The organism is Vibrio navarrensis, assembly GCF_015767675.1.
Taxonomy (GTDB): domain Bacteria; phylum Pseudomonadota; class Gammaproteobacteria; order Enterobacterales; family Vibrionaceae; genus Vibrio.
The window spans coordinates 465183-491362 of the sequence record NZ_CP065218.1 but is presented as its reverse complement, the minus strand read 5'-3'; the positions used below and the strand labels follow the sequence as shown (position 1 = coordinate 491362).

Here is a 26180-nt window from a genome sequence, read left to right as displayed (position 1 = left end):
CAATCGATGGCCAAAAAATTTTCGTGACGTGGTGAGGCCATTTACAACTTGGCGAGCGGCTGTTCCTGTCTGTTGTGACTTTTCCCTACGCGACTAAGCAAAAGCTTCAGTGGTTCGGGCGTCCAACTTCCCGCTTGGGCTGAAAAGTGCGCTTGATTCATTAACTCAAGCTGCTGCTCAATTTCCGCACGTAACGCGGCGTCTACCTTATGTTGGTTTAGCCAAATGCGCGTGGCCGCCTCAATCTGCGCCGCGTCGCCCCGCTCAATCGCTTGCAGTACCGAGTTTTCGCCCATCGTGAGCGCCTGTTGCTGATGAGGTGCCTGCGTGCGACGAGTTTGGCGGCGCCAGTAAAGTGCAAAGGCAAGCAGAGTGAGAACCCACAGCGCGGCAAACAGGCTCGTGAGATAAACCCAAATGGGGGATGCGCCGCTTTCTGCCGCCGCGTTCTGGTTGCTTTCGTTGTTGACCTGACTTGCCGCCGGCAAGGTTGGCAGGCTCAACACTTGTGAACTGCTCGGTGTGATGTCTAGGGTTAGCCCAGCGAGCGTCGCGCGTTTTGGCTGATCGCTTTGCGTGTTCCACCAATCGATACTCAGTTCAGGTAACGTTAAACGGCCTGTTTGGCTTGGGATCAGCACCTGTTTGACCGTCATTTCTACACTGCCATCATCAGCGGTACTAAACTGTGGCTTTTCTGGGTAGACACGCACCGAGTCGGGATAATTGATCGCAATCTCCGGTAGCAGGTCGGCCGAGATCCCTTTGGTTTTGAGCTTGATAATGCGTGAAATCGCACTCCCTTGTTCCACGCTGTCTAAATTTCCCCCTTGGCTGGTTTGCCAGCTTTGGGTCAGTGCAAGTTGGCTCGCGGGCAACCAAGGCCGACTAGCGTTGGCCGGGATGGCTTTCACTTCAATGTGTTTCGATTCACCGCTGCTGTTGAGCGATAGCAGGCGGGCCGAGCCGGTTAGGCTGTCGCCATAAATCAGTGAGCCCTGAAACTGCGGGCCTTGGATTTCATACTCGCCTGCTGTTTGTGCGCTGATGAGGTAGTTTTGCTCGACCACGGTCACTTGCAGTCCTTGTTCGACTATTTGGTATTGCTTGCTTTGCCCGACAGGCTGCATCGACAAACCGTTTACTGAGGGCGGAACGATGCGCGGGTTTTCCAAACGTCTTGGGTCCGCTTTAATGCGGATCTCCACTTTTAGCGGTGTGGTCTGCGCGGGGTAGAGCGTTTGTTGCCCGAGCTGCATCGAGTATTGGATGATGTCGCTCACCTTTGGCGTATTGCTATCGCTTGAGACGATCAACTCGATGGGTTGACTTTGCAGCCCTCCCGCACTGAACGCGGGAATAGTCAGGTTCCCAGTACGTTTTGGCGAGATGGAAAGTACCCATTCACTTTTTTGTGAGTACTGACCGTTGATGTAGTTCTTGGCTGAGCTGAACTGAGGCCCCGATTTGAAGAAATCGTTGTCGAGTACACTCAAATCAATGTCGCTGGAATCGACAGAAAAATCGGCGCGAATGCGCAGCTCGATCAGCTCATTTTGTGCCAATCGGGTCTTATTGACGCTGGCAACCAAGGAGTTTGCCAAGGCATGCTGACTGACAAAGCCAATCAGCAAGATAAGAAACAGGCTTAACTTTTTCATCGGGTTTCGCTACCAAGTTTTTCCATTGTTATCCGGTTTAGGTCTCTTTTGTGCTTGCAACAAGATCTGCACTTTGAGCAAATAAGCAGGGTCGCGAGCACTCTCTATCGCCTCCAACTTGCGTTTATCAGCATCCACTTCGTCTTGCTTTGCCTGAACGCTTGGCTGTTGTTCGCTATTGCTACTTTCTGTGGAGTTGGGTTTGCCTTGTTGCTCTTGCTCTTGCTCTTGCTCTTGCTCTTGTGCTTTGGCAGTTTCTTGAGGCTTTGACTCTGCGTCTTCGCGGCGATCATCTTGCGCATTTTTTTTATCTGCTGACGACGATTTTTCTGCCGTTTTTTCTTGACGGCTGCTCTCTGAACTCGAAGACTGCTGTTGCTGTTGCTGTTGCTGTTGCTGTTGCTGTTGCTGTTGCTGTTGCTGTTGCTGTTGCTGTTGCTGTTGCTGTTGCTGTTGCTGTTGCTGTTGCTGTTGCTGTTGCTGTTGCTGTTGCTGTTGCTGTTGCTGTTGCTGTTGCTGTTGCTGTTGCTGTTGCTGTTGCTGTTGCTGTTGCTGTTGCTGTTGCTGTTGCTGTTGCTGTTGCTGTTGCTGTTGCTGTTGTGCCTTTTTCACCGCCTCAAGGTTGGCTTGCGCTTGAGTAAGATCCGGCTGCTTGGTTAACGCTTGCTGATACGCCGAGATCGCGTCGTCAAACTGGCCGTTTTTGGCTAATGCATTACCAAGGTTATACAGCGCCGCTGTACTGTCTGAACTGGAAAACCACTGCGCGGCTTGGGCGTAGTCACCCGCTTCATAAGCGGCTGCGCCTTTCCATAGTGGGTCGCTAAACGTTTGTTGTGCGGCTTGATACTCTCCTGCATCAAACTGCACTTTGCCTTGTTGATCGGGCGTTAAAAAAGGCGAGGCGCTGGCGTTTGGTGTGTGGGCAAGCGGCAGTGCGATGAGCAGCATCCAAAATACGCCTTTACGAAACAGCAGCAAACTTAAGCCGAGAATCAGGGGCATCAGCCAAAAACCACCGTTAACACGAGAGAGACCGCTCTCTTGTTGACGGCTTTCCACCTGCTGCCACAACCCAGGTTGATTGCTGAGCGCGGCAAGCTGTTCGATGTCGCGGTTATCGTGTTGCACGGGGAGAAAAATCCCGCCAGTTTGCGCGGCGAGCTTGGCCATATTGGCCAGATTCGATTGCGCGACGATCGGTTGACCTTGAGCATTGGTCAGCAGTGAGCCGTTTGGCAGACGCACAGGCGCGCCCGCAGGTGTGCCAACCGTCAACACAGAGACGCGCACAGAGTGTCCTTGCAGTAGCGCCAGCGCCTGTTGTAACTCGCTGTCGTCGACATCATCACCGATCAGCACGATGTCGCCGCCACGGCCCGAATCCGCTTGCAATTGAGTGAGCGCCAATCGCAATGCGCTGGCTAAGTTTGAGCCTTGAAACGGCATCAGCTCTGGCGACAAGTTTTCCACCAAATTGGCTAGCGTTTTACTGTCGCTGGTCAAAGGGCTGAGCAAATACGCATCGGCGGCGTAAGCGACTAAGGCGGTGCTGCCTTCTTGCCATTTGGGCAGCAGATCGAGCGCTTTGTATTTGGCTTGCTGCAAACGGCTGGGCGAGATGTCATCGGCGTACATCGAGCGCGACATATCCATCAGCAACACGCGGTTGTGGGCGAGGTCAAAGCTCGGTAACGGGTTCTTTTGCCAACTGGGTGATGCCAGTGCCACGATAGTGAGAGTCCAAGCCAGCAACCAAAGCCAGAGTGTTGAGGTTCGCTGCATGGTGTTGTCTTTGAGTAGGTGCGCGGCAATTGGGCCTGTGCGCCACTTTTTCCGGCTGGCTTGGATCAAGATCGCCACGGGGATAACGATAAGCGCAAACAGCCATTGTGGATGAAGAAAAATCAAATCAGACACGGTTGCTCCTAAAAACAAACAGCAATAAGGACAGCAAGAATGCGATGGCTAACGGATAGATGAACCACTCTGATTGCGGACGCCAGATCTGCACATCGCTGGTGACCGGTTCGAGTTGGTTGATGGCGTCGTAGATGCCCGCCAGCTCTTTGGCATCGCGCGCGCGAAAATATTGCCCGCCGGTCATTTCAGCCATCTGCGTTAAGGTCTTTTCATCCAGATCGGCGGCGGTGTTGACTTTGCGCGTCATGAAAAACTGCTTCACCATCATTTCACCTGCGCCAACGCCGACGGTGTAGATCTTAATTTGATGACGTTGCGCGATTTCAGCGGCTTCTAATGGCGAGAGGGTACCCGCGGTGTTGCTGCCATCGCTGAGTAAAATAATGGTGCGTTGTGGCGCTTTGCTGTCAATAAACGTTTTGCTCGCTAAGCCAACGCCATCGCCGATGGCGGTTTTTTGCCCCACTAGGCCGATCACTGTCTGGTTGAGCTGCGCGGCTACCGTTTGGCGGTCAGCGGTTAACGGCGTTTGCAGATAGGCATGGTCGGCGAACAGTACAAGGCCGAGTCGGTCGCCTTGGCGCTGCTCGATAAACTGTGTCACCACTTTTTTAACTGCGCTCAGACGGTCGATATATTGACCGTCATCCTGCATGTCTTCCTCTTGCATCGAGCCGGATAAGTCGACCACCAACATCAGATCGCGATATTCAGGCTGGAACTCAATCGGCTCACCAAACCAAACCGGACGCGCCGCCGCGCACAGCAGGCATAGCCAAATCAGGAGTGTGGTAGCTTTTGTGGCTCGCCCTTGTTTTGCCTGATTTGCGGCACTTGTCGGCAGATAAGCGAAACGCACAGCGTGTTCGGTTTTTGCTTCAGGCAGCAACTTGTAAAGAATGAGCGGCAGTGGCAACAACACAAACATCCACCACCAAACAAAACTCAATCCTTGTAGCTCAGCCACGTTTACCTCGCTTAGGCGGCAGTGCCCGTTCAACCCAAATTTTACAGTCGTTGATAAGCTCAGCGTCAAGTTCGCTGCGTTTGCTCTGATATAAGGCCGCTTGCCACTGGTTCATTTTGTTGCAAAAGCGCGCTTCGCCGAGTTGTAAATCGAGAAACTGATACCATTTTTCTCCATGTAGCGACGCGATGGTCTCGCGCGGGAAATAGCACAACGCGGCTTGGCGCAGCAGTTCAATCGCCGAAGAGGGGGTATGTGCCACGATCGGCTTTTCAAAGAGTTTCAGTGCAGTGCGCTTGGCACGCAGCCTGTGGGTACGCCAACGGAGATAAAGCGCGATACACAGCAATGTGGTGACCACGGCGGCAAGTATCGCCCACCAACCCCAAGCAAGTGGAAACCAAGAGGGAGCGGCAGGAAGAAGAATAGGCTGCAAGGCTAAAGTATCAGTTTGGGTTGTCATTATTGTTCTGCAATTTGATTGATGAGAGGTTTAGCGCAAGAGAGCGTGCTAAACGGAATTCCATGACGATAACTTAACAGACGAAGCTGCTGCTGATGCTGTTCAAAGCTATTTTTTAAGTCCATTTTTTGTTGCTTACAACCAAAATTAAACCAGCGTGAGGTTTGCCCGTCGGTCAGCTTCAACTGGCCTCGATAATCGGTTTCACCGTACTCCAGCGGGTCATACAGTTGCACCAATCGCACGCTATGATGCTGTTTCAGCGTCGCGATCTGTTCAAGTGCCGATGGGGCAAAGCGCACAAAATCGCTGATAAAAATGATCTCACTGCCTTTGGCCGACATCCGTTGCAGTCGCGGTATCACTGCGGCTCTATCGAGATGACTAGGGCTATCTGCAACGATACGATTGTGAGCGTTTAGGATGGCGTTAAGTATCGTCAGCCCACCTTTGACCAGACTGGTTGGTTTAAACTCCAGCAGCTCTGATCCCGTATCGATGAGCGCGCCAATCCTATCTTTCTTACTGAGCGTGGTCCATATCAAAACGGCGGCGAGATGGGCCGCTTGAACCGATTTATACAGATATTGAGAACCGAACAGCATATCTGGCCCCAAATCGAGATAAATCAGCACCGATTGCTGTTTGTCTTCGCTGAATAACTTGGTGTGCGGCTTACCGGTTCTGGCGGTGACGCGCCAGTCAATACTGCGAATGTCATCACCTGCCTGATACTTGCGTACCTCTTCAAAATCCATTCCCCGACCGCGCTGGCGGCTGCTGTTCATCCCGCCAAGCACGGACCAAAGTGAGCGTGCCGGAGGCAGCCAGCGTATCGATTGGCTTTTGTAGTACAAAAGCTCTTCCAGCGACAAAGTAACCCCGTTGCTGTGCGGTGGCAGCGCAAACTGAGCCATAAGTTACACGCTGCCAACCAGAGTGAGGAGTTTGTCAATCACCTGATTGGCGGTGACACCTTCTGCCTGCGCTTGATAGCTCAGCATGATTCGGTGGCGCAGCACAGGGTATGCCATGGCTTGAATGTCGGCAGGTGTGACGTAATCGCGGCCACTGAGCCAAGCGTGTGCACGAGCGCACCGGTCCAGCGCGATGGTGGCTCTTGGACTGACGCCCATGCTGATCCAGCCCGCCAGCTCATCACTGTACTGCTGAGGAGCACGGGTTGCCATCACCAAGCGCACCAGATAACGCTCCAAGGTTTCAGCCATGTGCACGTTGAGCACGGCTTGGCGCGCCGCAAAGATCTCAGGCTGTGTTACGCGTGGTTTGTCCACCGCCTTTTCGCCTTTGGCTTCCCCCCGGTTGATGCGCAAAATGGCAAGCTCATTCTCTTCATCCGGGAAATCGACCTCAAGATGCAAGAGAAAACGGTCCAATTGCGCTTCTGGCAGGGAATAAGTGCCTTCCTGTTCAATCGGGTTTTGCGTCGCCATCACCAAAAAAAGATCCGGAAGCGGATAGGTATGGCGCCCTGCGGTCACTTGGCCCTCGGCCATCGCTTCCAGCATTGCGGCTTGCACTTTAGCGGGCGCGCGGTTGATTTCATCGGCGAGGATCAAGCTATTAAAAATCGGGCCTGCTTGGAAAGTGAAATCGCCCGTTTCCGGGCGAAAAATGTCGGTTCCGGTCAAATCGGCAGGTAAAAGGTCAGGAGTGAACTGAATGCGGTGAAAATCACCTTCGATACAATCGGCTAGGCTTTTGACCGCGCGAGTTTTGGCCAGCCCCGGAGGCCCTTCGACCAGAATGTGTCCGTCGGCGAGAAGTGCGATAAGCAGTTGTTTGACTAATTCATGCTGGCCAACGACTTGGCCCTCAAGATAGTTTTTTAATCCTTCAAAATGAGCGTATTGCATGGTTACTTACATCAATTGAGTTTTTGTCTTTGTTCACAAAAAGTAAAAAAAGTTCCGTTATTTTTCGTTGATTGTTATGGGGGGCTGAGCAAGTGATCTCAAGAGGTGATCAACAGATTGAGGTAAAAAGTCGCGCAGTGACGTTTTTTCTCCAGTTTTTGCTGACTTAGCCGATATATTTTCCGTTCATGAGAATGTAATAGACTATTCTTTAAAAGTATTTGCCAGTCTAAGCGCATTGTGCGCAGGCACCACACGAAAGTGATTCTAATTAAAGGTCCAAATATGATGAATCTTCACTCAGTGAGCATTAAACAAAAAGTTGTCATCGGGATAACTTTTGCTGTCCTTGCTTCCACCATTTTACTGGGCGTCATGGCGCAGAAACAATCAAGAGACGTTATCAGCCATCGTTTGGTTGATATCGAACTGCCCTTGATCTTGAACCAGATTAACCTGCAAGTTGACAAGGATGTGTCTCAGTTGCTCTCTGCGGCAGAGCAGTTGGCAAAAAATGAGTTTGTGCGTGAAAGTGTGCGCGAAACGGCAGACCCGCAAGGTCAGAGCAAGCTGATTAAGCAACTGAATAACGTTAAAGAGCAGTATCAGCTCAACGATGCGTCAGTGGCAAACCGCCAGACGGCGTATTACTGGAACCAAAATGGCTTCCTACGCCAGCTCAATCAGTCGCAAGATGGCTGGTTTTTTGGTTTTACCAACTCGGGTAAACAGACCATGGTGAGCATTTTTACCGAAGCCAATGGCGATGTGAAAATGTTTGCCAACTACCAACATCTGAGTGGCTTTACCATGTCCGGCGTGTCTAAATCCATGGATGACATGGTAGACAAGCTGAACGGTTTCCAAATCGAAGACAGCGGCTACGTGTTTCTGGTGGATAGCGCGGGTAAAATCCAAATTCACCGCGATAAGCAGGCTGTTGGTAAACCGCTCTCTTCGTACATTGACTCCAGCTCAGCCTCACTGCTCAACAAAGGCAAACCGACCGTGTTGCAGATAGAGATAGGTGGTCAAGAGGTGTTTGTTTCCAGTGCCTACGTGCCATCGATGGACTGGTTTGTGGTCGGCGTTGTACCCGTCGATGAGGTGTTTGTGGAGCTCAACGCGGCAGCAACGCAAATGATGATTACCACTGTTGTAGTGGCGATTGTCTTCATTCTCATGGGCGTGTTTTTGGCCAACAGCATTACCAAACCGATTCAGCAAATTGCGCTGCGTTTTACCGATTTGGGTAAAGGCGAGGGCGACCTTTCTCAACGGATTGAAGTTAAGGGGCAAGATGAAATCGCTCAGCTTTCATCGGGTTTCAATGGCTTCATTGAGAAAATCCACGCCACCATGAAAGAAGTAGCGTCGACCAGTATGTCGCTCAGTGAAGCGGCGGAGAGTGTCTCTTCGAAAGCATCCACCACCCACAACAACAGCCAAGAGCAAAGAGATCAAACCATTCAAGTAGTAACCGCGATTAACGAGATGGGCGCAACCATCAGTGAGATTGCGTCTAACGCGGCAACCGCAGCGGATACCGCCAACCAAGCGTCAGACAATACTAAACTGGGGCGTGAAGTGGTGTCTAAAGCGAAGAACGTCATTGCCCGCTTAGCGGATGATGTGGAAGCAACCAGCCAAGTGGTGACGCAACTGGCAACCACAACCAGAGACATTGGCTCGATTTTGGATGTAATTCGTGATATCTCCGACCAAACCAACTTGTTGGCACTGAACGCAGCAATTGAAGCGGCGCGTGCAGGGGAGCAAGGACGTGGTTTTGCGGTGGTGGCGGATGAAGTGCGTAATCTCGCCAGTCGCACTGCGTCGTCAACTGAAGAGATCCAGAAAATGATCAATCAGTTGCAAAGCGATGCCAAAGACGCTGTGACCGCGATGGAAGCGGGTAAAACCGTGACCTTTGAAGGGGTGGAAGCGACCGATGAAGCGGTGCATGTGCTGGTGAGTATCTCTGAGCGCATTGCAGATATCTCCGATCGTAACACTCAAGTAGCGACTGCGACGGAAGAGCAATCGACGGTGGTGCATACCATCAACCAAAATATCGAAGAGATTAACGCCATCAATGAAGTGACAACCAGCACAGCTGAAGAGCTTGCCGAGGCCAGTCGTGACCTTCGCTTGTTGTCGCAACGCCTCGATTCCATGGTAGGTAGCTTCAAACTGTAGAGTCGGGTAGAATTCCGCTTAGTTTCGATGTTTTAGGTAAGAACCATGACGGATTTTGAAAAAGAGCTGCAAGCAATGTCTGCGGAAGTGGCACAAGAGCCAGAAGTAAAACTGCCTTCTCTAGAGGAGCAACAAGCGATTGTTGCCGAGCTAAAAAAGTTGGAAGCGGAAGGTAAACTGACTCCGGAAGTATTAGAGCAGTATTTCGGTCAGTTTGCAGCGAAAGGTGACGCACCGATCCACTAAGCTCACCATTCAGTGAAGCATGAATAGACGAAAGGGAAGCACGGCTTCCCTTTTTGTTTGCTTGAAAGTCTGGGCGCTGCTGTTGAGCGGACGCGCTGTCATATTCCATCGTGCCAATAAAAACGCCTTCCACAAGGAAGGCGTTGATTTTACAACTTGAATGCGTAGCGAATGGGGCGAAATTAACGCTCGACGCCTTTTTCATTAAATAGACGTGTGCATGCACGGCCATCGCTGTGGAACAAATGGCAACGGTGCGCTGGGATACCAATTTCCAAGCGATCACCCGCTTCCACATCAAGCGTATCAGGTTGACGATAAATCACGTCCGCATCCGCGCTTTCCAAGTTGAGGTAAGCTTGCGTTTCGTTACCCAGCTTTTCGACGATCATCACTTCACCATCGATGACCGCATCCCCCTCTTTTGCCGACACTAAATGCTCAGGACGTACGCCTAGAGACATGCGATCGCCTTTATTCACCGTTGTGCCGTCAACAGGGATCCAGAACGAGGTGCCGTTCGATAATTTGACTTTCACCTGTTTCGTCTCAACCTCTTCAATCATCACGCTCATGAAGTTCATTTTTGGTGAACCGATAAAGCCCGCAACAAAACGGTTTTGTGGGTAATGGTAAAGTTCAAGCGGCTTACCCACTTGCGCAACGAAACCGCCATCCAGCACGACTATCTTATCTGCCATGGTCATCGCTTCCACTTGGTCGTGGGTAACGTAAATCATGGTGCAGCCAAGTTGGCGCTGAAGCTTAGTGATCTGCGCACGCATCTGAACACGCAGTGCCGCATCAAGGTTTGAAAGCGGTTCATCGAGTAGGAATACGTTCGGCTGAGAAACCAGAGTACGGCCAATAGCGACACGTTGGCGCTGACCGCCCGATAGGGATTTCGGTAAGCGTTCTAGTAAGTGGCCCAGTTGAAGGATTTCAGCCGCTTGTTCAACGCGTTTGTCGATCTCTTTCTTGTCTGCTTTTGCCAGTTTGAGGCCAAAAGACATGTTGTCATACAGATTCAAGTGAGGGTAGAGCGCGTAAGACTGGAAAACCATGCCAACGCCACGTTTAGATGGCTCAACATCGTTCATTCGTTTATCACCGATGTAAAGATCGCCGGAGGTGATGTCTTCCAGCCCGGCGATACAACGCAATAGGGTGGATTTACCGCAGCCTGACGGTCCGACGAAAACGACGAACTCGCCCTCGTGGATCTCTAAGTCGACGTTTTTAGAAATCATTACGTCGCCATACGCTTTACAAACATTTTTTAACGTGACACTCGCCATTTAGCTCGTCCTCGATCAATTTTTTATAATTCACTGCCCATCATTATATGAATTATGGAAGCGGACAGTAGCAGTAGGAATAGGTAAGCAGGGACATGGTAAGAAAATAGGGTAGCACTTTAACCATTTTCAGATTGAAAGTGCTACCCGCGATAGCCAAATACGGGTTTTTCTCCCCCACATTATTAAGATGCCTCCCCCGTGAATAATTACCACTAACATCTTAATGTATGCTATTTCACCCGCATGGCAATGCTAAAACCAGCGAAAAATGGGTCTAATCAGACTCGGCTGGAAAGGGTTCTTACCATCCACTCTTGGATGAGTGAAGTTTCTTCGATTCTGAGCAAGCCGACATCCTCCTGTCACAATTTATTGTAGGGGGAGTAGTCAGGGAGGAGCGATAAACTTGGCTGCCAGCGCAGAGTGGTCAAACATCACAATAATCAATGCTGCAAATATGAATTCGATCACATCAAGTAACCATTTTGTGATTTAGGTCGCGGTACGGTAACGATGCAGATCACGAAAATGCGCCATAATATCGAGGGCGTAGAGGATAGGAGGATGAGTCATAGAGGTATTTTTCAGATGATACATGTCGAAATACGGCTCACCCTCTGTGGAGTGGCCCTACATCAAAATATAAAAAGGATACGAACATGAAAAATGCTCTAAGCGCTGTAGCACTAGGTACTCTTGTTGCACTGGGTTCTTTTGGTGCGAATGCTGCCATCGAAGAAGGACAACTGACAATTTGGATCAACGGTGACAAAGGCTACAACGGCCTTGCGGAAGTTGGTAAGAAATTTGAAGCGGAAACGGGCATTAAAGTGACCGTCGCACACCCAGACGGCCTGCAGGATAAGTTCCCACAAACGGCAGCGACTGGCGATGGTCCTGATATCGTATTTTGGGCGCACGACCGTTTTGGCGGTTATGCAGAAGCGGGTCTTCTGGTTGAAATCAAACCTTCGCAAAAAATCAAAGAAGGCATCGTTGATTTCGCATGGGATGCAGTGAAATACGACGGCAAACTGATTGGTTACCCAGTGGCGGTTGAAGCATTGTCGCTTATCTACAACAAAGATTTGGTGCCAAACCCACCTAAGAGCTGGGAAGAAGTCGAAGCGCTGGACGCGAAACTGAAAAAACAAGGCAAATCAGCCATCATGTGGAACCTAAAAGAACCGTACTTCACTTGGCCGCTGATGGCTGCTGATGGCGGTTACGCGTTCAAGTACACCTCTGAAGGTTACGATGTGAAAGACGCAGGCATCGCAAAAGATGGCGTGAAAGATGCGATGAAGTTCGTCAAATCACTGGTTGAGAAAGGCGTTATCTCTGCGGATATGGATTACTCAGTGTCTGAATCTGCGTTTAACCAAGGTAAAACAGCCATGACCATCAACGGTCCTTGGTCTTGGGGTAACGTTGAGAAATCGGGCATCAACTACGGTGTCACCACTTTGCCGAAATTCAACGGCCAGTCCTCTAAACCGTTCGTTGGCGTTCTGACCGCTGGTATCTCAACTGCATCGCCAAACAAAGACCTAGCGGTTGAGTTTATCGAAAACTACCTGCTAACCAACGATGGTCTACGTATGGTGAACAACGATAAACCACTAGGTGCGGTTGCGCTGAACTCTTTCCAACGTGAACTGGATGCAGATGCTCGTATCGCTGCGACCATGGACAACGCAATGAACGGCGAAATCATGCCAAACATCCCTCAGATGAGTGCATTCTGGGGCGCGGCGAAGAACTCTATCGTCAACGTCGTTGATGGTCGTCAAACTGTGGATGCAGCACTGGCTGACGCAGAAAAACAAATGACTAAATAAATGCTCTTTTGAGGAGGGGGTAACTCCTCCTCACTTTTCTCTCTTTTATGTTTTTATATCGCTAGCAGGTTTCCTATGCAGTCAGTTCAAGGTACAGATGCTATGACAGCTCCAGCAACCAGTGTGCCGGGCAGTAAAAAAGTGCTTATCAAGTGGGCACTTCTTGGCACCATCGGCATTCTTAACGGATACGCAACAATTCTGATGTATTCCCGAGGTGAGGTTGCGTTCGCAATACTCACTATCATTCTTACTGCGTTAGCATTGTATATTTTTGGTAGTAAAAAGACGTACGCACACCGCTACATTTATCCAGGTATCGCCGGAATGATTTTGTTCATTCTTTTCCCGTTGGCGTATACCGTCGGTCTCGCGTTTACCAACTACAGTGCTAAAAATCAACTCTCTTTGGACCGCGCGCAAACCGTTTTACTCGATCGCACCTTCCAAAGCGGTGAAAGTTATCCATTCACCCTATACAAAACCGATGCAGGTTATCGCATTGTGATTAAAGATGGTGACGTGTCACTTTCAACGGACGATTTCGCGATGGGCGCTGCGCCTTCTGAACTGAGTCTGACGCCAGTGGAAAGGACGATTGGCGAAGTTGAGCCGATCAAAACCATCGTGAGTAATCGTAGCGCACTGAACAGTATTGAACTACATCTCCCTGGCGGTGAAGAGATCCGCATGAGTGGTCTGCGCAAGTTTGCTGGGGTTGTGCCGCTGTACACCATGCAAGCCGATGGTGAGACACTGAAAAACAACCAAACGGGCGAGCTGCTTAAACCGAATATGGATGTTGGTTTCTACCAAGCGATCAACGAGCAAGGCGAGTTTGTTGGCAGTACCGTTTCTCCGGGCTTTGTAGTGCAAATCGGCACCGATAACTTTGAGCGTGTATGGAAAGACGATGGCATTAAAGAACCTTTCATCAGCATCTTTATCTGGACCGTGGTTTTCTCAATTCTGACCGTCGTTCTGACTCTGATGATTGGCCTAGTCTTGGCTAGCGTGGTGCAGTGGGAAGAGCTGAAAGGTCGTGCAATTTATCGCGTTCTGCTCATTCTGCCTTACGCTGTACCTGCGTTTATCTCCATCTTGATCTTTAAAGGTTTGTTTAACCAAAGCTTTGGTGAGATCAACATGGTACTGAACGCGCTGTTCGGTATCAGCCCAAGTTGGTTCTCAGATCCGATCATGGCGAAAAGCATGGTGTTAATCGTCAACACTTGGCTTGGCTTCCCTTACATGATGATCCTGTGTATGGGCCTACTTAAAGCGATTCCTGAAGATCTCTACGAAGCGTCTGCGATTGACGGGGCGAACTTTGTGCATAACTTCACTCGCGTAACATTGCCACTGATGATCAAACCGTTAACGCCACTGCTGATTGCCAGCTTCGCGTTTAACTTCAACAACTTTGTGATGATTCAGCTATTGACCTCTGGTGGCCCGAACATGATCGGTACTTCAGAACCTGCAGGTTACACTGACCTCTTGGTTAGCTACACCTACCGCATCGCGTTTGAAGGCGGCGGCGGTCAAGACTTCGGTTTGGCGAGTGCCATCGCAACGTTGATTTTCTTACTGGTTGGCGCATTAGCACTGCTTAACTTGCGTTTCACTAAGCTATCTCAGAACTAAGGAGCAGTAAAAATGGCAATGGTACAAGGTAACTCTCTTAAATACCGTGTCTGGGCGACGCATATTGCTCTGTGGGTTTTCCTCTCAATGATTATCTTCCCACTGTTGATGATCGTCGCGATCTCATTCCGTGAGGGTAACTTTGCAACAGGCAGCTTGATCCCAGATAACCCATCACTGGAGCACTGGAAATTGGCACTCGGCTTTGCCGTGACCAACGCGGATGGTAGTGTTACGCCTCCGCCATTCCCAGTACTTACTTGGCTATGGAACTCGGTGAAAGTAGCAGGCATCACATCGGTGCTGATTGTGACCCTCTCTACCACATCGGCTTATGCGTTTGCGCGTCTGCGCTTTAAAGGTAAAGACACCATCCTAAAAGCGATGATGATTTTCCAAATGTTCCCAGCGGTGTTGGCTCTGGTAGCACTTTATGCTCTGTTCGACAAACTAGGTCAGTACATTCCTTTCCTTGGTCTGAATACGCACGGCGGTTTGATATTCTCTTACTTAGGCGGGATTGCGTTGCATGTTTGGACGATCAAAGGATACTTTGAAACCATTGATAACTCGCTGGAAGAAGCGGCGGCGTTAGATGGTGCGACACCTTGGCAAGCATTCCGTTTGGTGCTTCTGCCGTTGTCTGTGCCAATCCTTGCGGTGGTGTTTATTCTGTCGTTTATCGGTGTAGTAGGTGAAGTTCCTGTGGCATCATTACTGCTTTCTGATGTAAACTCGTACACATTAGCGGTTGGAATGCAGCAGTACTTATACCCACAGAACTACTTATGGGGCGACTTTGCCGCTGCTGCTGTGTTGTCTGCACTGCCAATCACGATCGTTTTCTTACTCGCACAGCGCTGGCTGGTTGGTGGTTTAACTGCCGGTGGTGTGAAAGGTTAATCGCTAAGGTATTAACTGGAAAGTATAAGAATAAGAGCGACCGTAACAGGTCGCTCATTTATTTGTTCTTTGTCTACACTCTTGGTTTGGCCGCCGATCAGTAGCAAAGGCATTTCTGGCGTTACGCATAGCTGGCTGTTAGCTTTGTTCCTTACGCTTAAAAACTAACAGTTTTTGTAACCGGATGCCTGAGTCTAGACTCAGGCTTTTTTATATCTGTAAATTATGTTTCAGACGTGAGAAGACTACCCATTTAGCGAGACTTCGCCCAGATACATGCGTACCTGATGCGTATCAGTTCACAAAAATAACCGCTAGCCTGAAAGGAAGGGAAAAGAAGGGCTAAAACTCTCGGCTGGAAGGGGCGCAGCCTAAGTATTGCAGCAAGGTATAAAGGCTTTCTTGTTGCAGAGCGACTTTGCGAAACAGATCGGCAAACGTAGAGTCGCCGCCAAAGCAAGTGCGAATGTAGTGGTTGATCTCATCATTGTTATAACCTTCCACATACATGGTTCGAACCCACTGGTATTCGACGGATTTTAGATTGGAAAGGGTAGTTTCACTCAGTGTCGTTTCCTGAAGTTTCAATTGATGAGCCTGTGCTGGTCGTTGGAATATTGCGATTAGAGCAAAGATGAATGAAGAATTGATGACAGATTGGTTTCAGGATGATGTAACAAGAGCAGTGTACTCGTAGTAGTTGGGAGCAGGCTCTGCACGACAGAGGCGCGCAGAGCTTACGGAATACGTTATTTGAGATATTTAACGTGTGCTTCCATCTCTTCACCGATCTCTTTGCGCATGTTCATCAACCTAATCGCAGATTGTTCCAGCGCTTTGTCTTCATCGGTTTCTGGCACCCACTTTTGAATAGGCGTCGGTACCCCTTCTTCGTCGACGGCAACCATGATCACAATACAGTGAGTGGTTAAGCGATTTTTCAGATCTTTAGGATCGCTGGCTTGCACGTCGATGGCAATGTGCATTGACGTTGTGCCGGTGTAAATCACTTTTGCGCTGACTTCGACCAGATTGCCGACGTGGATCGGGGCCACAAAACGAATTCCCCCGGCGTAGGCTGTAATGCAATACTTACCACTCCAAGCGGCAGAACAGGCGTAAGCGGCCAAATCGATCCATTTCATCACGGCGCCGCCGTGGACTTTGCCACCGAAGTTGACGTCGCCCGGTTCAGCGAGAAAACGAAGAGTAATATTGCGTTGACCACGACTCATAGAGCAATCCTTTGTTGGCAAAATACCAGACACTAGATAACAAAGATGTTACTTATTGGCAATCAGTTTAACTTGTGTGGCGCAAAAGAGTGATTTTTGGGCTAAGAGATACTGGCAGTGGAGACTTCTGCCGACCCGGGGATACTTTTTTTACGCCGTTTCATCTGCGACAGAATGACGCCGCTGACCACCATCAATCCCCCCGTGAAATGGTAGAGATAGATCTGTTCATCCAACAAGGTGGTCGCCAATGTGACGGAAACCACCGGAAGCAGATTCATAAACATCGCACTAGAGTCAGCTCCGATGGTGTCGATGGCTTTGACCCACATCCAAGGTGCGAGAATCGACGCTGCAACGCCAGCGTACAAAATCAGCGGGAACGCAGCGGGTGACGGTTGCAACTGTTCACTGGTCAGCCAAAGCGGCGTGAGCATGGCCACGGCAAACAGGCCTTGCATGTAAATCAGTGTCCAGTTGGACATCGGCATTTTCCAGCGCTTGAGCAGCACGCAATAGGCAGCGTAGACGATAGCGGCAAGTACCATCAAACCATCTCCCGGTGTGATCGGTTGGTGGAAAAAGTAGCTTGGGTCGCCTTCGCCGAGCATCAGCGCTAAGCCTGCCAGCGAGACGACTCCGCCAACCAGACTCAGTGGTGAAATCTTTTTGCCAAGCAAGGGCAAACTCAAAAATACGCTCAGCAGCGGCACCAGCGAGGTAATGAGGGACATATTCGATGCCGATGTGGTGAGCCCGGCGTAGTAACCGAGCGACTGATTGAGCACCATCCCTAACATTGCCAGAAACGCCAGTTTAGTGAGGTGAGGCTTGATGGTCGCCCACTGGCGAATGACTCCCGGCAGACAAAATGGCGTTAAAATCACCATCGCCACAAACCAGCGGTAGAAGCTCATCGCACTGGGTTCGATGGTGGAAGCAGCGAGTTTATTGACAATCGAATTGCCACCCCAGATGAATACTGTGAATAACGGAAGAAGATACACCATGAGATCCTGCTCGCACTATGTAAGTTGAAATAGAGTTTGGCAGGTCTGTATAATTATATGTATCTCCAATCAGACATTGCGCGTGACAGGAAGACAAGTTTGAAAAAAAAGACGCGAAACCTTCATCCTTCTTTATCGATAAAGCGGGCACCATCCGACGTATTCATGAATTTTGAGGCGTTTCTGTCCAATACCGAGACGCGTGCGCACAGTCATCCGTGGGGGCAAGTGCAACTGATCAGTGGCGGCATTCTGGAAATGGAAGCGCAAGGTACCCGTTTTCTTGCGCCGCCGCATTTGGCTATTTGGGTGCCTCCGGCCGTGACACACAAGAGTTACAATCGCCGCCCGCTTGAATACTGCTCAATGAATATCTCCAGCAGTTTGACTGAGCAATTTCCCGCCAAAACCAGTTTGATCAAGATTACGCCCATTGTGTCGGCGATCATTGAAGATTTTCGCGCTCGTGATATCAGTGTGGCGCAAAGTGATGCCGACAAACGTTTAGTGCAGGTATTGCTCGATCAGCTTGCGACGCAAAAAACCGAACACCACTTTTTGCCCTCGTCGAACAATAAATATCTGGCGCCTGTGCTGGCGCACGTGGAGGAAAATCCGACCGACAACACGCCGCTTTCTGCTTGGGCAGAGCGCGTACACACCACAGAGCGCACACTCGCGCGGCATTGTCAGAGTGAATTAGGGATGAGTTTTACCGAGTGGCGGCTGCGTGTGCGTTACCTCTACTCGATGGAACTGTTGCGCAAAGGGCAAACGGTAAAAGAGGTGGCGCTGACACTGGGTTACAATCAGGCGAGCCCATTCATTTCGATGTTTAAAAAATACTCCGGGCTAACCCCGGAGCAGTATAAAAGCCGTTTGCTGTAACCAAGCGGAGTTTGAATCTAAAGCGTGCTGATCACGTAATCCAAACCGCCGACAATCGCTGCCACTTGTGCGTCGTTGCACTCTTGGGCGGTGACTTTAGGGCTGTCAGGATAGACTTCCGTGGTGGTGCCAAAACGGCATTGCGTGATGCCGCCGCAAAGCCCCAGTTTCGCCATTGGGTAGTTGATCACGCCATGTTGCACCACGCTAGAGCCAATGATCTCGCCATTTTCATCCGCTGGCGCAATGTGCGTCACTTTCGCCACGCAAGCAATGACCGCTGCTTGAAATTCTGGCTGCGGATTTTCGCTGTCGCCGACGGTGTAAAAACCATCCGGAATGTTGCCGGGTTCAAATTCTTGGCCATCACGTGCTGCTAGCGCTGGGCGAAATTCGCTTTCGTCGCTGTCGGTTGTTTCATGCAGATCGAAATGCACCAGCACGTCGCTTAACTGTGCGACCAAACTGAGCAAATGAGCGGATTCTTCCGCTGGGCTGTTTGGATAGAAAGAGCGATTCGGATCGAGTGCGTTGGGGTTCCAACGGTTGATCACTTCATAGCCCCAAGGGCTGATACAAGGTGCACACACCAGATTGAAGTGAGATTCATAGCGTTTGCCCTCGGTTGCCATAAACTGCAAAGCGCCATGCACACCGCTTGTCTCATAGCCGTGTACACCCCCGGTAATCAGTACCGTTGGCTTTGTTTTGTCCCAACGTTTGCTCTTGAGGCAAAACAGCGGATAACGCGCGGGATCGTAAGAGAGCGCGCCATATTGCGCGATGTCAAACTGCTCGGCCAAGGCTTGAATCTTTGGCACCACTTCACTTTGGTATTCACGTTGAATGTGAGTTTGAGCTCGCCAAGCCAGGCGCTCCTCTTCTCCCCATTTTTGTCCCGGTGTTCCGATTGGGTGAGTTTGTCTTGTTTGCATGGCATTCCCTTTAGGCGTACCTGTGGATGAAGAGCCAAGGGTAGATCGACTCTAAGCTGAAAACAACCGCGTCGAAGATGTTGCATAGCGCGCAGAATAATCGCTTTGCAAGAGTCGAGGTCGCTGTTACATTTTGAAATACAGTAATTTATACAACGAGACAATAAAATGGCAGGGGCGAGTTTATTAACCTTATTGGATGACATTGCATCCGTGTTGGATGATGTGGCCGTCATGTCTAAAGTGGCAGCGAAGAAGACCGCAGGTGTGCTAGGGGATGATTTGGCTCTCAATGCCCAGCAAGTGTCTGGGGTGAGCGCAGAGCGGGAAATTCCCGTTGTCTGGGCGGTTGCCAAGGGCTCGTTTAGAAACAAATGTATCCTAGTGCCCACAGCGCTACTGATCAGCGCTTTCGTCCCTTGGTTAATCATGCCGCTGCTTCTGCTCGGTGGCCTGTTTCTCTGCTTTGAAGGCGCGGAGAAAATCCTTGAAAAGTGGCATCACGCCGAACCATCGGAAGATAAGGAGAGCGGAACTGAGCAAGCGATTACCGACATTGCAGCTTATGAAAAACAGAAAATTGCAGGGGCGGTACGAACCGATTTTATCCTCTCGGCGGAAATTATCGTGATAGCACTGGGGACAGTGCAAGGCCAAAGTACCACCGCGCAAATATTAGTGGTGAGTTTGATCGCTTTTGTCATGACCATCGGTGTCTATGGCCTTGTTGCAGCGATTGTCAAACTCGATGATCTTGGCTTTTATCTCGAACGCCGCTCGCACGGCAAGGGAATTGGTAATACGCTGGGTCAGGGCTTGATTCGCTTTGCACCTAAGCTGATGAAAGGGTTAACAATAGTGGGAACTGCCGCCATGTTCCTCGTCGGTGGAGGCATCGTGGTGCACAACGTTCCGGCTATTCATCACTTGATTGAACCCGTGTTAATGAATTTCTCGGCATACACCTTGGCCAATGCGCTGCTCCCGGTGCTACTTAACGGTATGATTGGGGTGCTCGCGGGGCTACTCGTGGTGGCGATTGTCACTTGTGTACAAAAGGCTCGCGCTAAGTTCGCTTGATAATCAGCCAGTTTGTTATCCAGCGGGTTAAATATCGGACACCAAACAGACTCGATTGCGGCCTTTGCGTTTTGCCAGATATAAGGCCGCATCAGCTCGATTGAGCAAACTATCCCACTCGTCGTGTTGCAGCAGTTGCGCGACGCCAAAACTGGCGGTGCAAGGCTCTTGCTGTTTTGGGGAGAACTGTGTTTCGGACATGATTTGTCTTAGCTTCTCCGCGACCACTAATGCGCTGTCTAAATTTGTATCCGGCAGTAGAATCAAAAACTCTTCGCCACCGATACGAAATGACAAATCCTGCCCGCGCAAATGTGTGTTGAGCAGTTGTCCGATCCCAGCCAAAGTGACATCCCCGACTTGGTGGCCATATTTGTCATTGACTTGTTTGAAGTAGTCTATATCCAGCAAAATGATCGATAGCTCAGAATGGGTCCTTTCTACTCGCGAAAGCTCTCGGGGAAGCATATCTTCCATCGCTCGTCGATTGTAGAGGTTGGTGAGAGGATCAAGCAGCGAGGTATTATAGATGTTGGTGACCAAGCGTGCGTTGACCATCAGAGGGAAGGTAAAACCAAGCGTTAAAATCATCGCAATTGAGAGCAGAAAAGTGATTTGGTGAATATCACTCGCGAGCATAAAGTCATCTATTTCTGCACTTTGATAGGTGAACACGGCGCGAAATAGCATCCACAGTGACATCAGCGAAAAGGCGGCTGAAAGTAGTCGCACCGCGATGGGGTGGTCTTTCGCTTCCCCGCGAGCGACAACGTAGGCGCTGAGCGCGCAACAAAGAGAAATGTACACACTCAACACAATGATTCTCGCGTTGGTCGACATTTGGAATTCAGAGTAAAAAATCAGATACAGCACCAGCACAGGAAAGCCTGCCAACGCGATGGTGGTGCTGTTGGATGAGGCTTGGCGGAACTGACTGAGTCCGGTGACGACTAAGGCATATCCCAAACCTATGGCACTATTGGCGAGAATTTTTGATAGCCAGAAAGTGGTTGAATTGCCCAAACTGAGCGCCATAAAGCCAAATGCAATCAAAAAGATAGCGAAGACGAGCGTTTGTAACCCGCGAATATGAGTCGTTTGAATCGCTTTTAGCATAAGCATGCCAATACCGTAGGCGGTTGAGACCAATACGGAAACAATGGACAAAGTTCTTATATCTAAATCTAGATGCATATCGCGCCGTCAATCATGGTTGTACGTTGCTAGAGACGGTTGGGTTGCCGCTCTGAGTATCATTTATAAGCGTAGATGATGAAATGTGAAAGGAATAAAAAAGCCGCTAAAATCAGCGGCCTTATTGCGATTTTCGCTATAAACCGATTATTGTACGGTCCATTCTATCTGTTCATTAGCACGGATAGGTACGACTTCATCACCGCCAAATGGCATGGAAGCTGGTACGGACCACGCTTGTTTGGTGAGGGTAACGGTGTCTGCATTGCGTGGTAACGCGTAGAAATCGGCGCCGTTGTGACTCGCGAACGCTTCTAGGTTCTCCAGTTTTCCCTCTTGTTCAAACACTTCAGCATAGAGCTCAAGTGCAGCGTGCGCAGTGTAAGAGCCGGCGCAGCCACACGCGGACTCTTTCGCCCCTTTAGCGTGCGGAGCCGAATCGGTCCCTAGGAAAAACTTTTTGCTGCCGCTGGTGGCCGCTTTGCGTAGCGCTAACTGGTGAGTGTTGCGTTTTAGTACTGGCAAGCAGTAAAAATGCGGTTTGATGCCACCAACCAGCATGTGATTACGGTTGTAAAGCAAGTGATGAGCGGTAATGGTTGCCGCCACGTTGTCACCCGCTTGGTTGACAAAGTCGACCGCGTCTGAGGTGGTGATGTGCTCTAAAACGATTTTTAGACCCGGGAAGTCCTTCACAATCGGTGCTAAAACCGTTTCAAGGAAAGTCTTTTCGCGGTCGAAAATGTCGACATCGTGATGAGTCACTTCGCCGTGTACCAGCAGCAGCATACCGGCGTCTTGCATCGCTTGCAGCGTTGGGTAAATCTTCTTTACGTCGGTCACACCAGAGTCGGAGTTTGTCGTTGCGCCAGCCGGGTAGAGTTTCGCCGCGACGACGATACCACTTGCCTTCGCGCTGTGAATTTCTTCAGCGGTGGTGTTGTCGGTGAGATAAAGCGTCATCAGTGGTTCAAACTGGCCCGCGGGTTGGTGCGCCATAATACGCTCGCGGTAAGCGTGCGCCATTTCGGTGGTGGTAACAGGAGGAACGGTATTGGGCATCACCAGCGCGCGACCGTTATAGCGGCTAATATCGCGAACGGTATCGGCTAAAACCTCGCCATCGCGTAGGTGAACGTGCCAGTCGTCAGGACGAGTAATCTTAAGTGTTGTCATTGTTGCTCCCACCAAAAGTTGTGATCCGAAAGGAGCCTAAACAGTTTGCGCAAACGCTACCGTTTAGGCGACGGGATGATATAGGAAAGCGTCTGTCATTTCACTCGCTTTTTTATTGCGGTTACAGTTCGCTATTCTGCAAATTAAAAACGTTTTAACATGGATATCAATTGGTTATCATGTGACCCACGCAAAATAACAAGGAAGCGATGCCCATGTCACAAGCTATTCTTAAACAAATTAACGTGTTTCCGGTGAAATCGGTCGGTGGACTGTCCCTCTCCAGTGCTTGGGTCGAGAAGCAGGGGTTGAGTTTTGACCGCCGCTTTATGCTGGCAACCGCCGATGGCGGCATGGTGACGGCGCGCAAGTATCCTCAATTGGTGACCATTTCTTCCGCGCTTGTGGCTGACGGTGTAGTGTTTAGCTCTGTTGGCAAACCACCACTGACGATTCGCTACCGCGATTTTAAAATGCAAGAAGCGCCCGCGCAGGTGTGGAAAGATCAGTTTATTGCCTATACCACCACCGATGAAGCGGATGACTGGTTTAGTGACGTGTTGCAGCAGCGTGTTGAGCTGTTGTTTTGTGGTGAACAGTCGAACCGAGTGCGTGAAAAAGTAGGGCACAACGTCAGTTTTGCCGATGGTTATCCCTTGCTTGTGATCAGTGAAGCATCTTTGGCGGAACTGAATCGTCGCAGCCCTGAGCATCATCTGATGGATCAATTTCGCACCAATTTAGTGGTGAGCAATACCGATGCGTTTGCCGAAGATGGCTGGAAACGGATTCGTATTGGCGAGGTGGAATTTGAGGCCGTCAAGCCGTGTGAGCGCTGTGTACTGACCACAGTGGATGTAGAAAAAGGTCAGTTTCGCCAGAGTAAAGAGCCGTTGAAAACCTTGCTGCAATTTAGAGCCAATGAACATGGCGGCGTGTTTTTTGGCCAGAACCTAGTGGCGCGCAATGAAGGGATGATCCGCGCGGGCGATCGCGTAGAAGTGATCGAAAGTAAAGAGAAAGAGTTCTACCCGGACAACTCGCCAGTGCGCATTGAACTGACTTGTGTTGAGAAAGAGACCATAGCGCGTGATTTTATCACTTTTTGGTTGGAGCCAAAGTCGGGGCAATTGCCTATCTACCAGCCCGGCCAGCACCTGCCGATTGAAGTTGAAATTGATGGAGTCCGGATTGCGCGCCGCTATACGCTCTCGTCGAGCCCATCTCGACCTGGGCGCTACGCTATTTCGGTCAAACGTATTCAAGGTGGGCGCGTATCGAACTGGTTGGCAGAGCATCTTTCCGTCGGTGATGTGCTCAGTGCGCAAACGCCCGATGGTCAGTTTCAACTCACCGATAAACACAGCCCGTTACTTTTGCTCTCTGCCGGAAGCGGTGTGACTCCGATGCTCTCCATGCTGCGCTATCTGGCTGATCATCAAGCGATGGACGATGTGGTGTTTTACCATCAGTGCCGCAGTGTTGAAGACATTCCGTGCCGTGACGAGTTAGAGCAGTTGAAAGCGCAGCATCCGCGCCTGAGTGTGAAAATCGCCTTAACTCAAGCGCCAGTGGATTGGTTCGGGCTCAAAGGACGGCTGAGCTTATCGCACATCAAACAGATCCCAGCGGTTGAGACGCGTCAGGTGTTTGTTTGCGGGCCAGATGGCTTTATGCAAAAAGCTAAGAGTCTATTGCTGAAAAAAGGCTTGCCTGAAAACCATTACCATCAAGAAGCTTTTGGGGTTTCTGCTGCAACCAATAAACCGCTGCAAAACGTGACCATCCGCTTCGGTGAGCACGAATTTGACGGCAACAACCAGCAGCCTTTGCTTGATCAAGTGGAAAATGCAGGATTGGAGATGAGCTACAGTTGCCGCGCCGGATTTTGTGGCGCATGCAAAGTGACGGTCACCGCAGGGCGCGTTCATCAGCCGGACGTGCCTGCGCTGTCGGAGGAAGAGAAACGTGACGGTAAAGCGCTCGCGTGTTGCTGCGTACCAGAGTCGGATGTGACTTTCCATCTCGGCTAACGTCGCGCAACTTTTCTCATCCGCAGTAAACAAAAAGCCAGTTGCGCTGTGCAACTGGCTTTTTACATCGTGTCATGTCAGAAATCCATTCAGTCGTAGATGGTCGGAATAGGCTGACGTTTATGTTGGGTGGCTTTGTAGATAGCAATTAGTCGGTCAGATACTGCTTGGCTGACGGGTTTGCCTTCTAGGAAATCGTCAATCTGCTCGTACGTCAGGTTCAATGCATCTTCGTCGGCCTTCTGTGGTGCGAGTTCTTCCAAATCCGCTGTTGGCGTCTTTTTCACCAGCAATTCTGGCGCGCCCAAGGTTGCGGCTAGTTGTCGCACCTGACGTTTACTTAAGCCAAATAGGGGAGCCATATCGCAAGCACCATCACCAAATTTGGTATAAAACCCGGTGATGTTCTCTGCCGAATGGTCAGTCCCCAAAACCAAACCGCCAACGTAACCGGCGATTTCGTATTGCGCCACCATGCGAGCACGCGCTTTGACGTTACCTTTAACAAAGTCCACTTTGGCCGCATCGCTCGGAATCAAGCCTGTTCCCTCTAGCGCTCGGTGTGACGCGGCGTGTAAGCCGTCAACGCCCTGTTTGATGTTGACGGAAACGGAATGGGTTGGCTGGATAAAAGAGAGCGCCAACTGCGCTTCGTCTTCGTCTTTCTGCTCACCATAAGGAAGGCGTACGGCGATAAATTGATAGGCGTTAGTGCCGCTCTCTGCATTTAACTGGTTGACCGCTAGCTGCGCCAAACGGCCACAAGTCGTAGAATCGACGCCGCCACTGATACCGAGAACCAGTGCTTTGCACCCGGATTCAAGCAGTTTTCGTTTGATGAAAGAAACGCGACGTTCAATTTCAAAATGCGGGTCAATTGTTGGGAGAACACGCATTTCATCGCGGATGAGTTGTTCCATTTCGGTTTCCTTTTCCTGCAAGCTTAAGTCATCCAAAGTACGTCTGAACGTATAAATCCGGATGAGTAATACAAAATAATCAAGACTGGTAGTATCATACCCGATTCGTTTGAAGAGAAAACTCCAAAGCCCGGGTAAATACCATTTATGCTGAAAATCGCTGTATTTGGGAGTGCGTTTAATCCCCCCAGTTTGGGTCACAAAAGTGTGATCGAATCTCTGTCCCATTTTGACTTAGTCCTGTTGGAACCAGCGATTGCCCACGCGTGGGGCAAAACCATGCTCGATTACCCAACTCGGTGCGAGCTGCTCGACGCATTTATTGCGGATCTATCGCTCTCGAATATTCAGCGTTCCTCATTTGAGCAAGAGTTATACCAGCCAGGTCAAAGCGTCACGACTTTTGCCCTATTAGAAAGAATTCAAGAAAAGTATCCTGATGCCGATATTACCTTTGTGATCGGACCAGATAACTTTTTTAAGTTTGCTGACTTCCATAAAGCGCAAGAAATACTCAAGCGCTGGTCAGTAATGGCTTGCCCTGAGAAGCTAAAAATAAGAAGTACCGATATTCGTCGGGCGGCTGAAAATGGTGAGAGTTTACATACGCTAACGACTGCATCGGTCACAAAATTATTGATTGAAAAGTGTCTGTATAAGACAATGCCCACTTCTGAGTAG

23 protein-coding genes are annotated in these 26180 nt (G+C 50.1%); 9 read left to right on the top strand and 14 right to left on the bottom strand.

Annotated features, from left to right (window positions below; genetic code table 11):
- Positions 1 to 41: 41 nt before the first annotated feature.
- From I3X05_RS18945 to I3X05_RS18920, 6 genes are read right to left on the bottom strand one after another with little or no spacing between them, the layout of a single operon-like run.
- A complete protein-coding gene (locus tag I3X05_RS18945; RefSeq protein WP_045568627.1) occupies positions 42 to 1661 on the bottom strand; it encodes a BatD family protein in 1620 nt (539 codons plus the stop codon).
- A gap of 9 nt (positions 1662 to 1670) precedes the next feature.
- Positions 1671 to 3581: a vWA domain-containing protein gene (locus I3X05_RS18940; RefSeq protein WP_337971417.1), complete on the bottom strand. Its 1911-nt coding sequence runs from the start codon at positions 3579 to 3581 to the stop codon at positions 1671 to 1673.
- The gene (locus I3X05_RS18935; protein ID WP_045570465.1) at positions 3574 to 4512 is read right to left on the bottom strand and encodes a vWA domain-containing protein; all 939 of its coding nucleotides are present in this window, start codon (positions 4510 to 4512) and stop codon (positions 3574 to 3576) included. Before I3X05_RS18935 ends, I3X05_RS18940 begins: the two co-directional genes overlap by 8 nt.
- 31 nt (positions 4513 to 4543) lie before the next feature.
- Positions 4544 to 5014 carry a DUF4381 domain-containing protein gene (locus tag I3X05_RS18930; protein WP_045570464.1) on the bottom strand — a complete coding sequence of 157 codons (471 nt, stop codon included), beginning with the start codon at positions 5012 to 5014 and terminating at the stop codon, positions 4544 to 4546.
- Positions 5014 to 5931, bottom strand: a complete 918-nt coding sequence (locus I3X05_RS18925) for a DUF58 domain-containing protein (RefSeq protein ID WP_045570463.1) — start codon at positions 5929 to 5931, stop codon at positions 5014 to 5016. Before I3X05_RS18925 ends, I3X05_RS18930 begins: the two co-directional genes overlap by 1 nt.
- A 3-nt stretch (positions 5932 to 5934) precedes the next feature.
- Positions 5935 to 6891 carry an AAA family ATPase gene (locus I3X05_RS18920; RefSeq protein WP_045570462.1) on the bottom strand — a complete coding sequence of 319 codons (957 nt, stop codon included), beginning with the start codon at positions 6889 to 6891 and terminating at the stop codon, positions 5935 to 5937.
- Positions 6892 to 7176: 285 nt separating this feature from the next.
- On the opposite strand from I3X05_RS18920, the gene I3X05_RS18915 reads away from it, so the two are divergent.
- Positions 7177 to 9090 (top strand): methyl-accepting chemotaxis protein, encoded by a 1914-nt coding sequence (locus I3X05_RS18915; RefSeq protein ID WP_193157748.1) that lies wholly within the window; start codon positions 7177 to 7179, stop codon positions 9088 to 9090.
- A gap of 45 nt (positions 9091 to 9135) precedes the next feature.
- On the top strand, positions 9136 to 9336 hold the full coding sequence (locus tag I3X05_RS18910) for a restriction endonuclease subunit S (RefSeq protein ID WP_039428004.1): 201 nt from the start codon (positions 9136 to 9138) through the stop codon (positions 9334 to 9336).
- 182 nt (positions 9337 to 9518) lie between these two features.
- Here the strand turns inward: I3X05_RS18910 and malK are convergent, their stop codons facing one another.
- Entirely contained in the window at positions 9519 to 10634 is a 1116-nt protein-coding gene (gene malK, locus I3X05_RS18905) for a maltose/maltodextrin ABC transporter ATP-binding protein MalK (RefSeq protein WP_045570460.1), read from the bottom strand.
- Between the two features lie 662 nt (positions 10635 to 11296).
- Here malK and malE point away from each other — a divergent pair.
- The 3 genes from malE (at position 11297) to malG (ending at position 15028) form a co-directional block, all read left to right on the top strand.
- Complete coding sequence (gene malE / locus I3X05_RS18900; RefSeq protein WP_045570459.1) at positions 11297 to 12478, top strand: maltose/maltodextrin ABC transporter substrate-binding protein MalE; 1182 nt, start codon at positions 11297 to 11299, stop codon at positions 12476 to 12478.
- Between the two features lie 75 nt (positions 12479 to 12553).
- Positions 12554 to 14125, top strand: a complete 1572-nt coding sequence (gene malF / locus I3X05_RS18895; protein ID WP_045570458.1) for a maltose ABC transporter permease MalF — start codon at positions 12554 to 12556, stop codon at positions 14123 to 14125.
- Positions 14126 to 14137: 12 nt separating this feature from the next.
- The gene (gene malG / locus I3X05_RS18890; RefSeq protein ID WP_045570457.1) at positions 14138 to 15028 is read left to right on the top strand and encodes a maltose ABC transporter permease MalG; all 891 of its coding nucleotides are present in this window, start codon (positions 14138 to 14140) and stop codon (positions 15026 to 15028) included.
- A 342-nt stretch (positions 15029 to 15370) separates the two neighbouring features.
- On the opposite strand, the gene I3X05_RS18885 is transcribed toward malG, so the two are convergent.
- The 3 genes from I3X05_RS18885 to I3X05_RS18875 all read right to left on the bottom strand — a co-directional run bounded on the left by I3X05_RS18885 (position 15371) and on the right by I3X05_RS18875 (position 17273).
- The gene (locus tag I3X05_RS18885) at positions 15371 to 15616 is read right to left on the bottom strand and encodes a hypothetical protein (RefSeq protein ID WP_039427993.1); all 246 of its coding nucleotides are present in this window, start codon (positions 15614 to 15616) and stop codon (positions 15371 to 15373) included.
- Between the two features lie 161 nt (positions 15617 to 15777).
- On the bottom strand, positions 15778 to 16263 hold the full coding sequence (locus I3X05_RS18880; protein WP_045570456.1) for an acyl-CoA thioesterase: 486 nt from the start codon (positions 16261 to 16263) through the stop codon (positions 15778 to 15780).
- A 101-nt stretch (positions 16264 to 16364) separates the two neighbouring features.
- Entirely contained in the window at positions 16365 to 17273 is a 909-nt protein-coding gene (locus tag I3X05_RS18875; RefSeq protein WP_193167576.1) for a DMT family transporter, read from the bottom strand.
- A 99-nt stretch (positions 17274 to 17372) separates the two neighbouring features.
- Here I3X05_RS18875 and I3X05_RS18870 point away from each other — a divergent pair, with 99 nt between their 5' ends.
- The gene (locus I3X05_RS18870; RefSeq protein WP_337971416.1) at positions 17373 to 18161 is read left to right on the top strand and encodes an AraC family transcriptional regulator; all 789 of its coding nucleotides are present in this window, start codon (positions 17373 to 17375) and stop codon (positions 18159 to 18161) included.
- A gap of 17 nt (positions 18162 to 18178) precedes the next feature.
- Here I3X05_RS18870 and I3X05_RS18865 read toward each other — a convergent pair whose 3' ends face one another.
- On the bottom strand, positions 18179 to 19096 hold the full coding sequence (locus I3X05_RS18865; protein ID WP_193167578.1) for a M14 family metallopeptidase: 918 nt from the start codon (positions 19094 to 19096) through the stop codon (positions 18179 to 18181).
- A 168-nt stretch (positions 19097 to 19264) separates the two neighbouring features.
- Between I3X05_RS18865 and I3X05_RS18860 the strand changes: the two genes are divergently transcribed.
- The gene (locus I3X05_RS18860) at positions 19265 to 20176 is read left to right on the top strand and encodes a DUF808 domain-containing protein (protein WP_193186716.1); all 912 of its coding nucleotides are present in this window, start codon (positions 19265 to 19267) and stop codon (positions 20174 to 20176) included.
- 27 nt (positions 20177 to 20203) lie between these two features.
- Here I3X05_RS18860 and I3X05_RS18855 read toward each other — a convergent pair whose 3' ends face one another.
- Together I3X05_RS18855 and pyrC are read right to left on the bottom strand one after the other, a co-directional pair.
- Positions 20204 to 21298, bottom strand: coding sequence for a GGDEF domain-containing protein (locus tag I3X05_RS18855; protein WP_226980236.1), 1095 nt, complete (start codon positions 21296 to 21298; stop codon positions 20204 to 20206).
- 219 nt (positions 21299 to 21517) lie between these two features.
- Positions 21518 to 22546, bottom strand: a complete 1029-nt coding sequence (gene pyrC / locus I3X05_RS18850; protein WP_337971415.1) for a dihydroorotase — start codon at positions 22544 to 22546, stop codon at positions 21518 to 21520.
- Between the two features lie 215 nt (positions 22547 to 22761).
- On the opposite strand from pyrC, the gene I3X05_RS18845 reads away from it, so the two are divergent.
- Positions 22762 to 24579, top strand: a complete 1818-nt coding sequence (locus I3X05_RS18845) for a hybrid-cluster NAD(P)-dependent oxidoreductase (protein ID WP_337971414.1) — start codon at positions 22762 to 22764, stop codon at positions 24577 to 24579.
- An 89-nt stretch (positions 24580 to 24668) separates the two neighbouring features.
- Here the strand turns inward: I3X05_RS18845 and nadE are convergent, their stop codons facing one another.
- Positions 24669 to 25499, bottom strand: coding sequence for an ammonia-dependent NAD(+) synthetase (gene nadE, locus I3X05_RS18840; RefSeq protein WP_337971413.1), 831 nt, complete (start codon positions 25497 to 25499; stop codon positions 24669 to 24671).
- A 147-nt stretch (positions 25500 to 25646) separates the two neighbouring features.
- Between nadE and I3X05_RS18835 the strand changes: the two genes are divergently transcribed.
- A complete protein-coding gene (locus I3X05_RS18835) occupies positions 25647 to 26180 on the top strand; it encodes a nicotinate-nicotinamide nucleotide adenylyltransferase (protein ID WP_337971412.1) in 534 nt (177 codons plus the stop codon).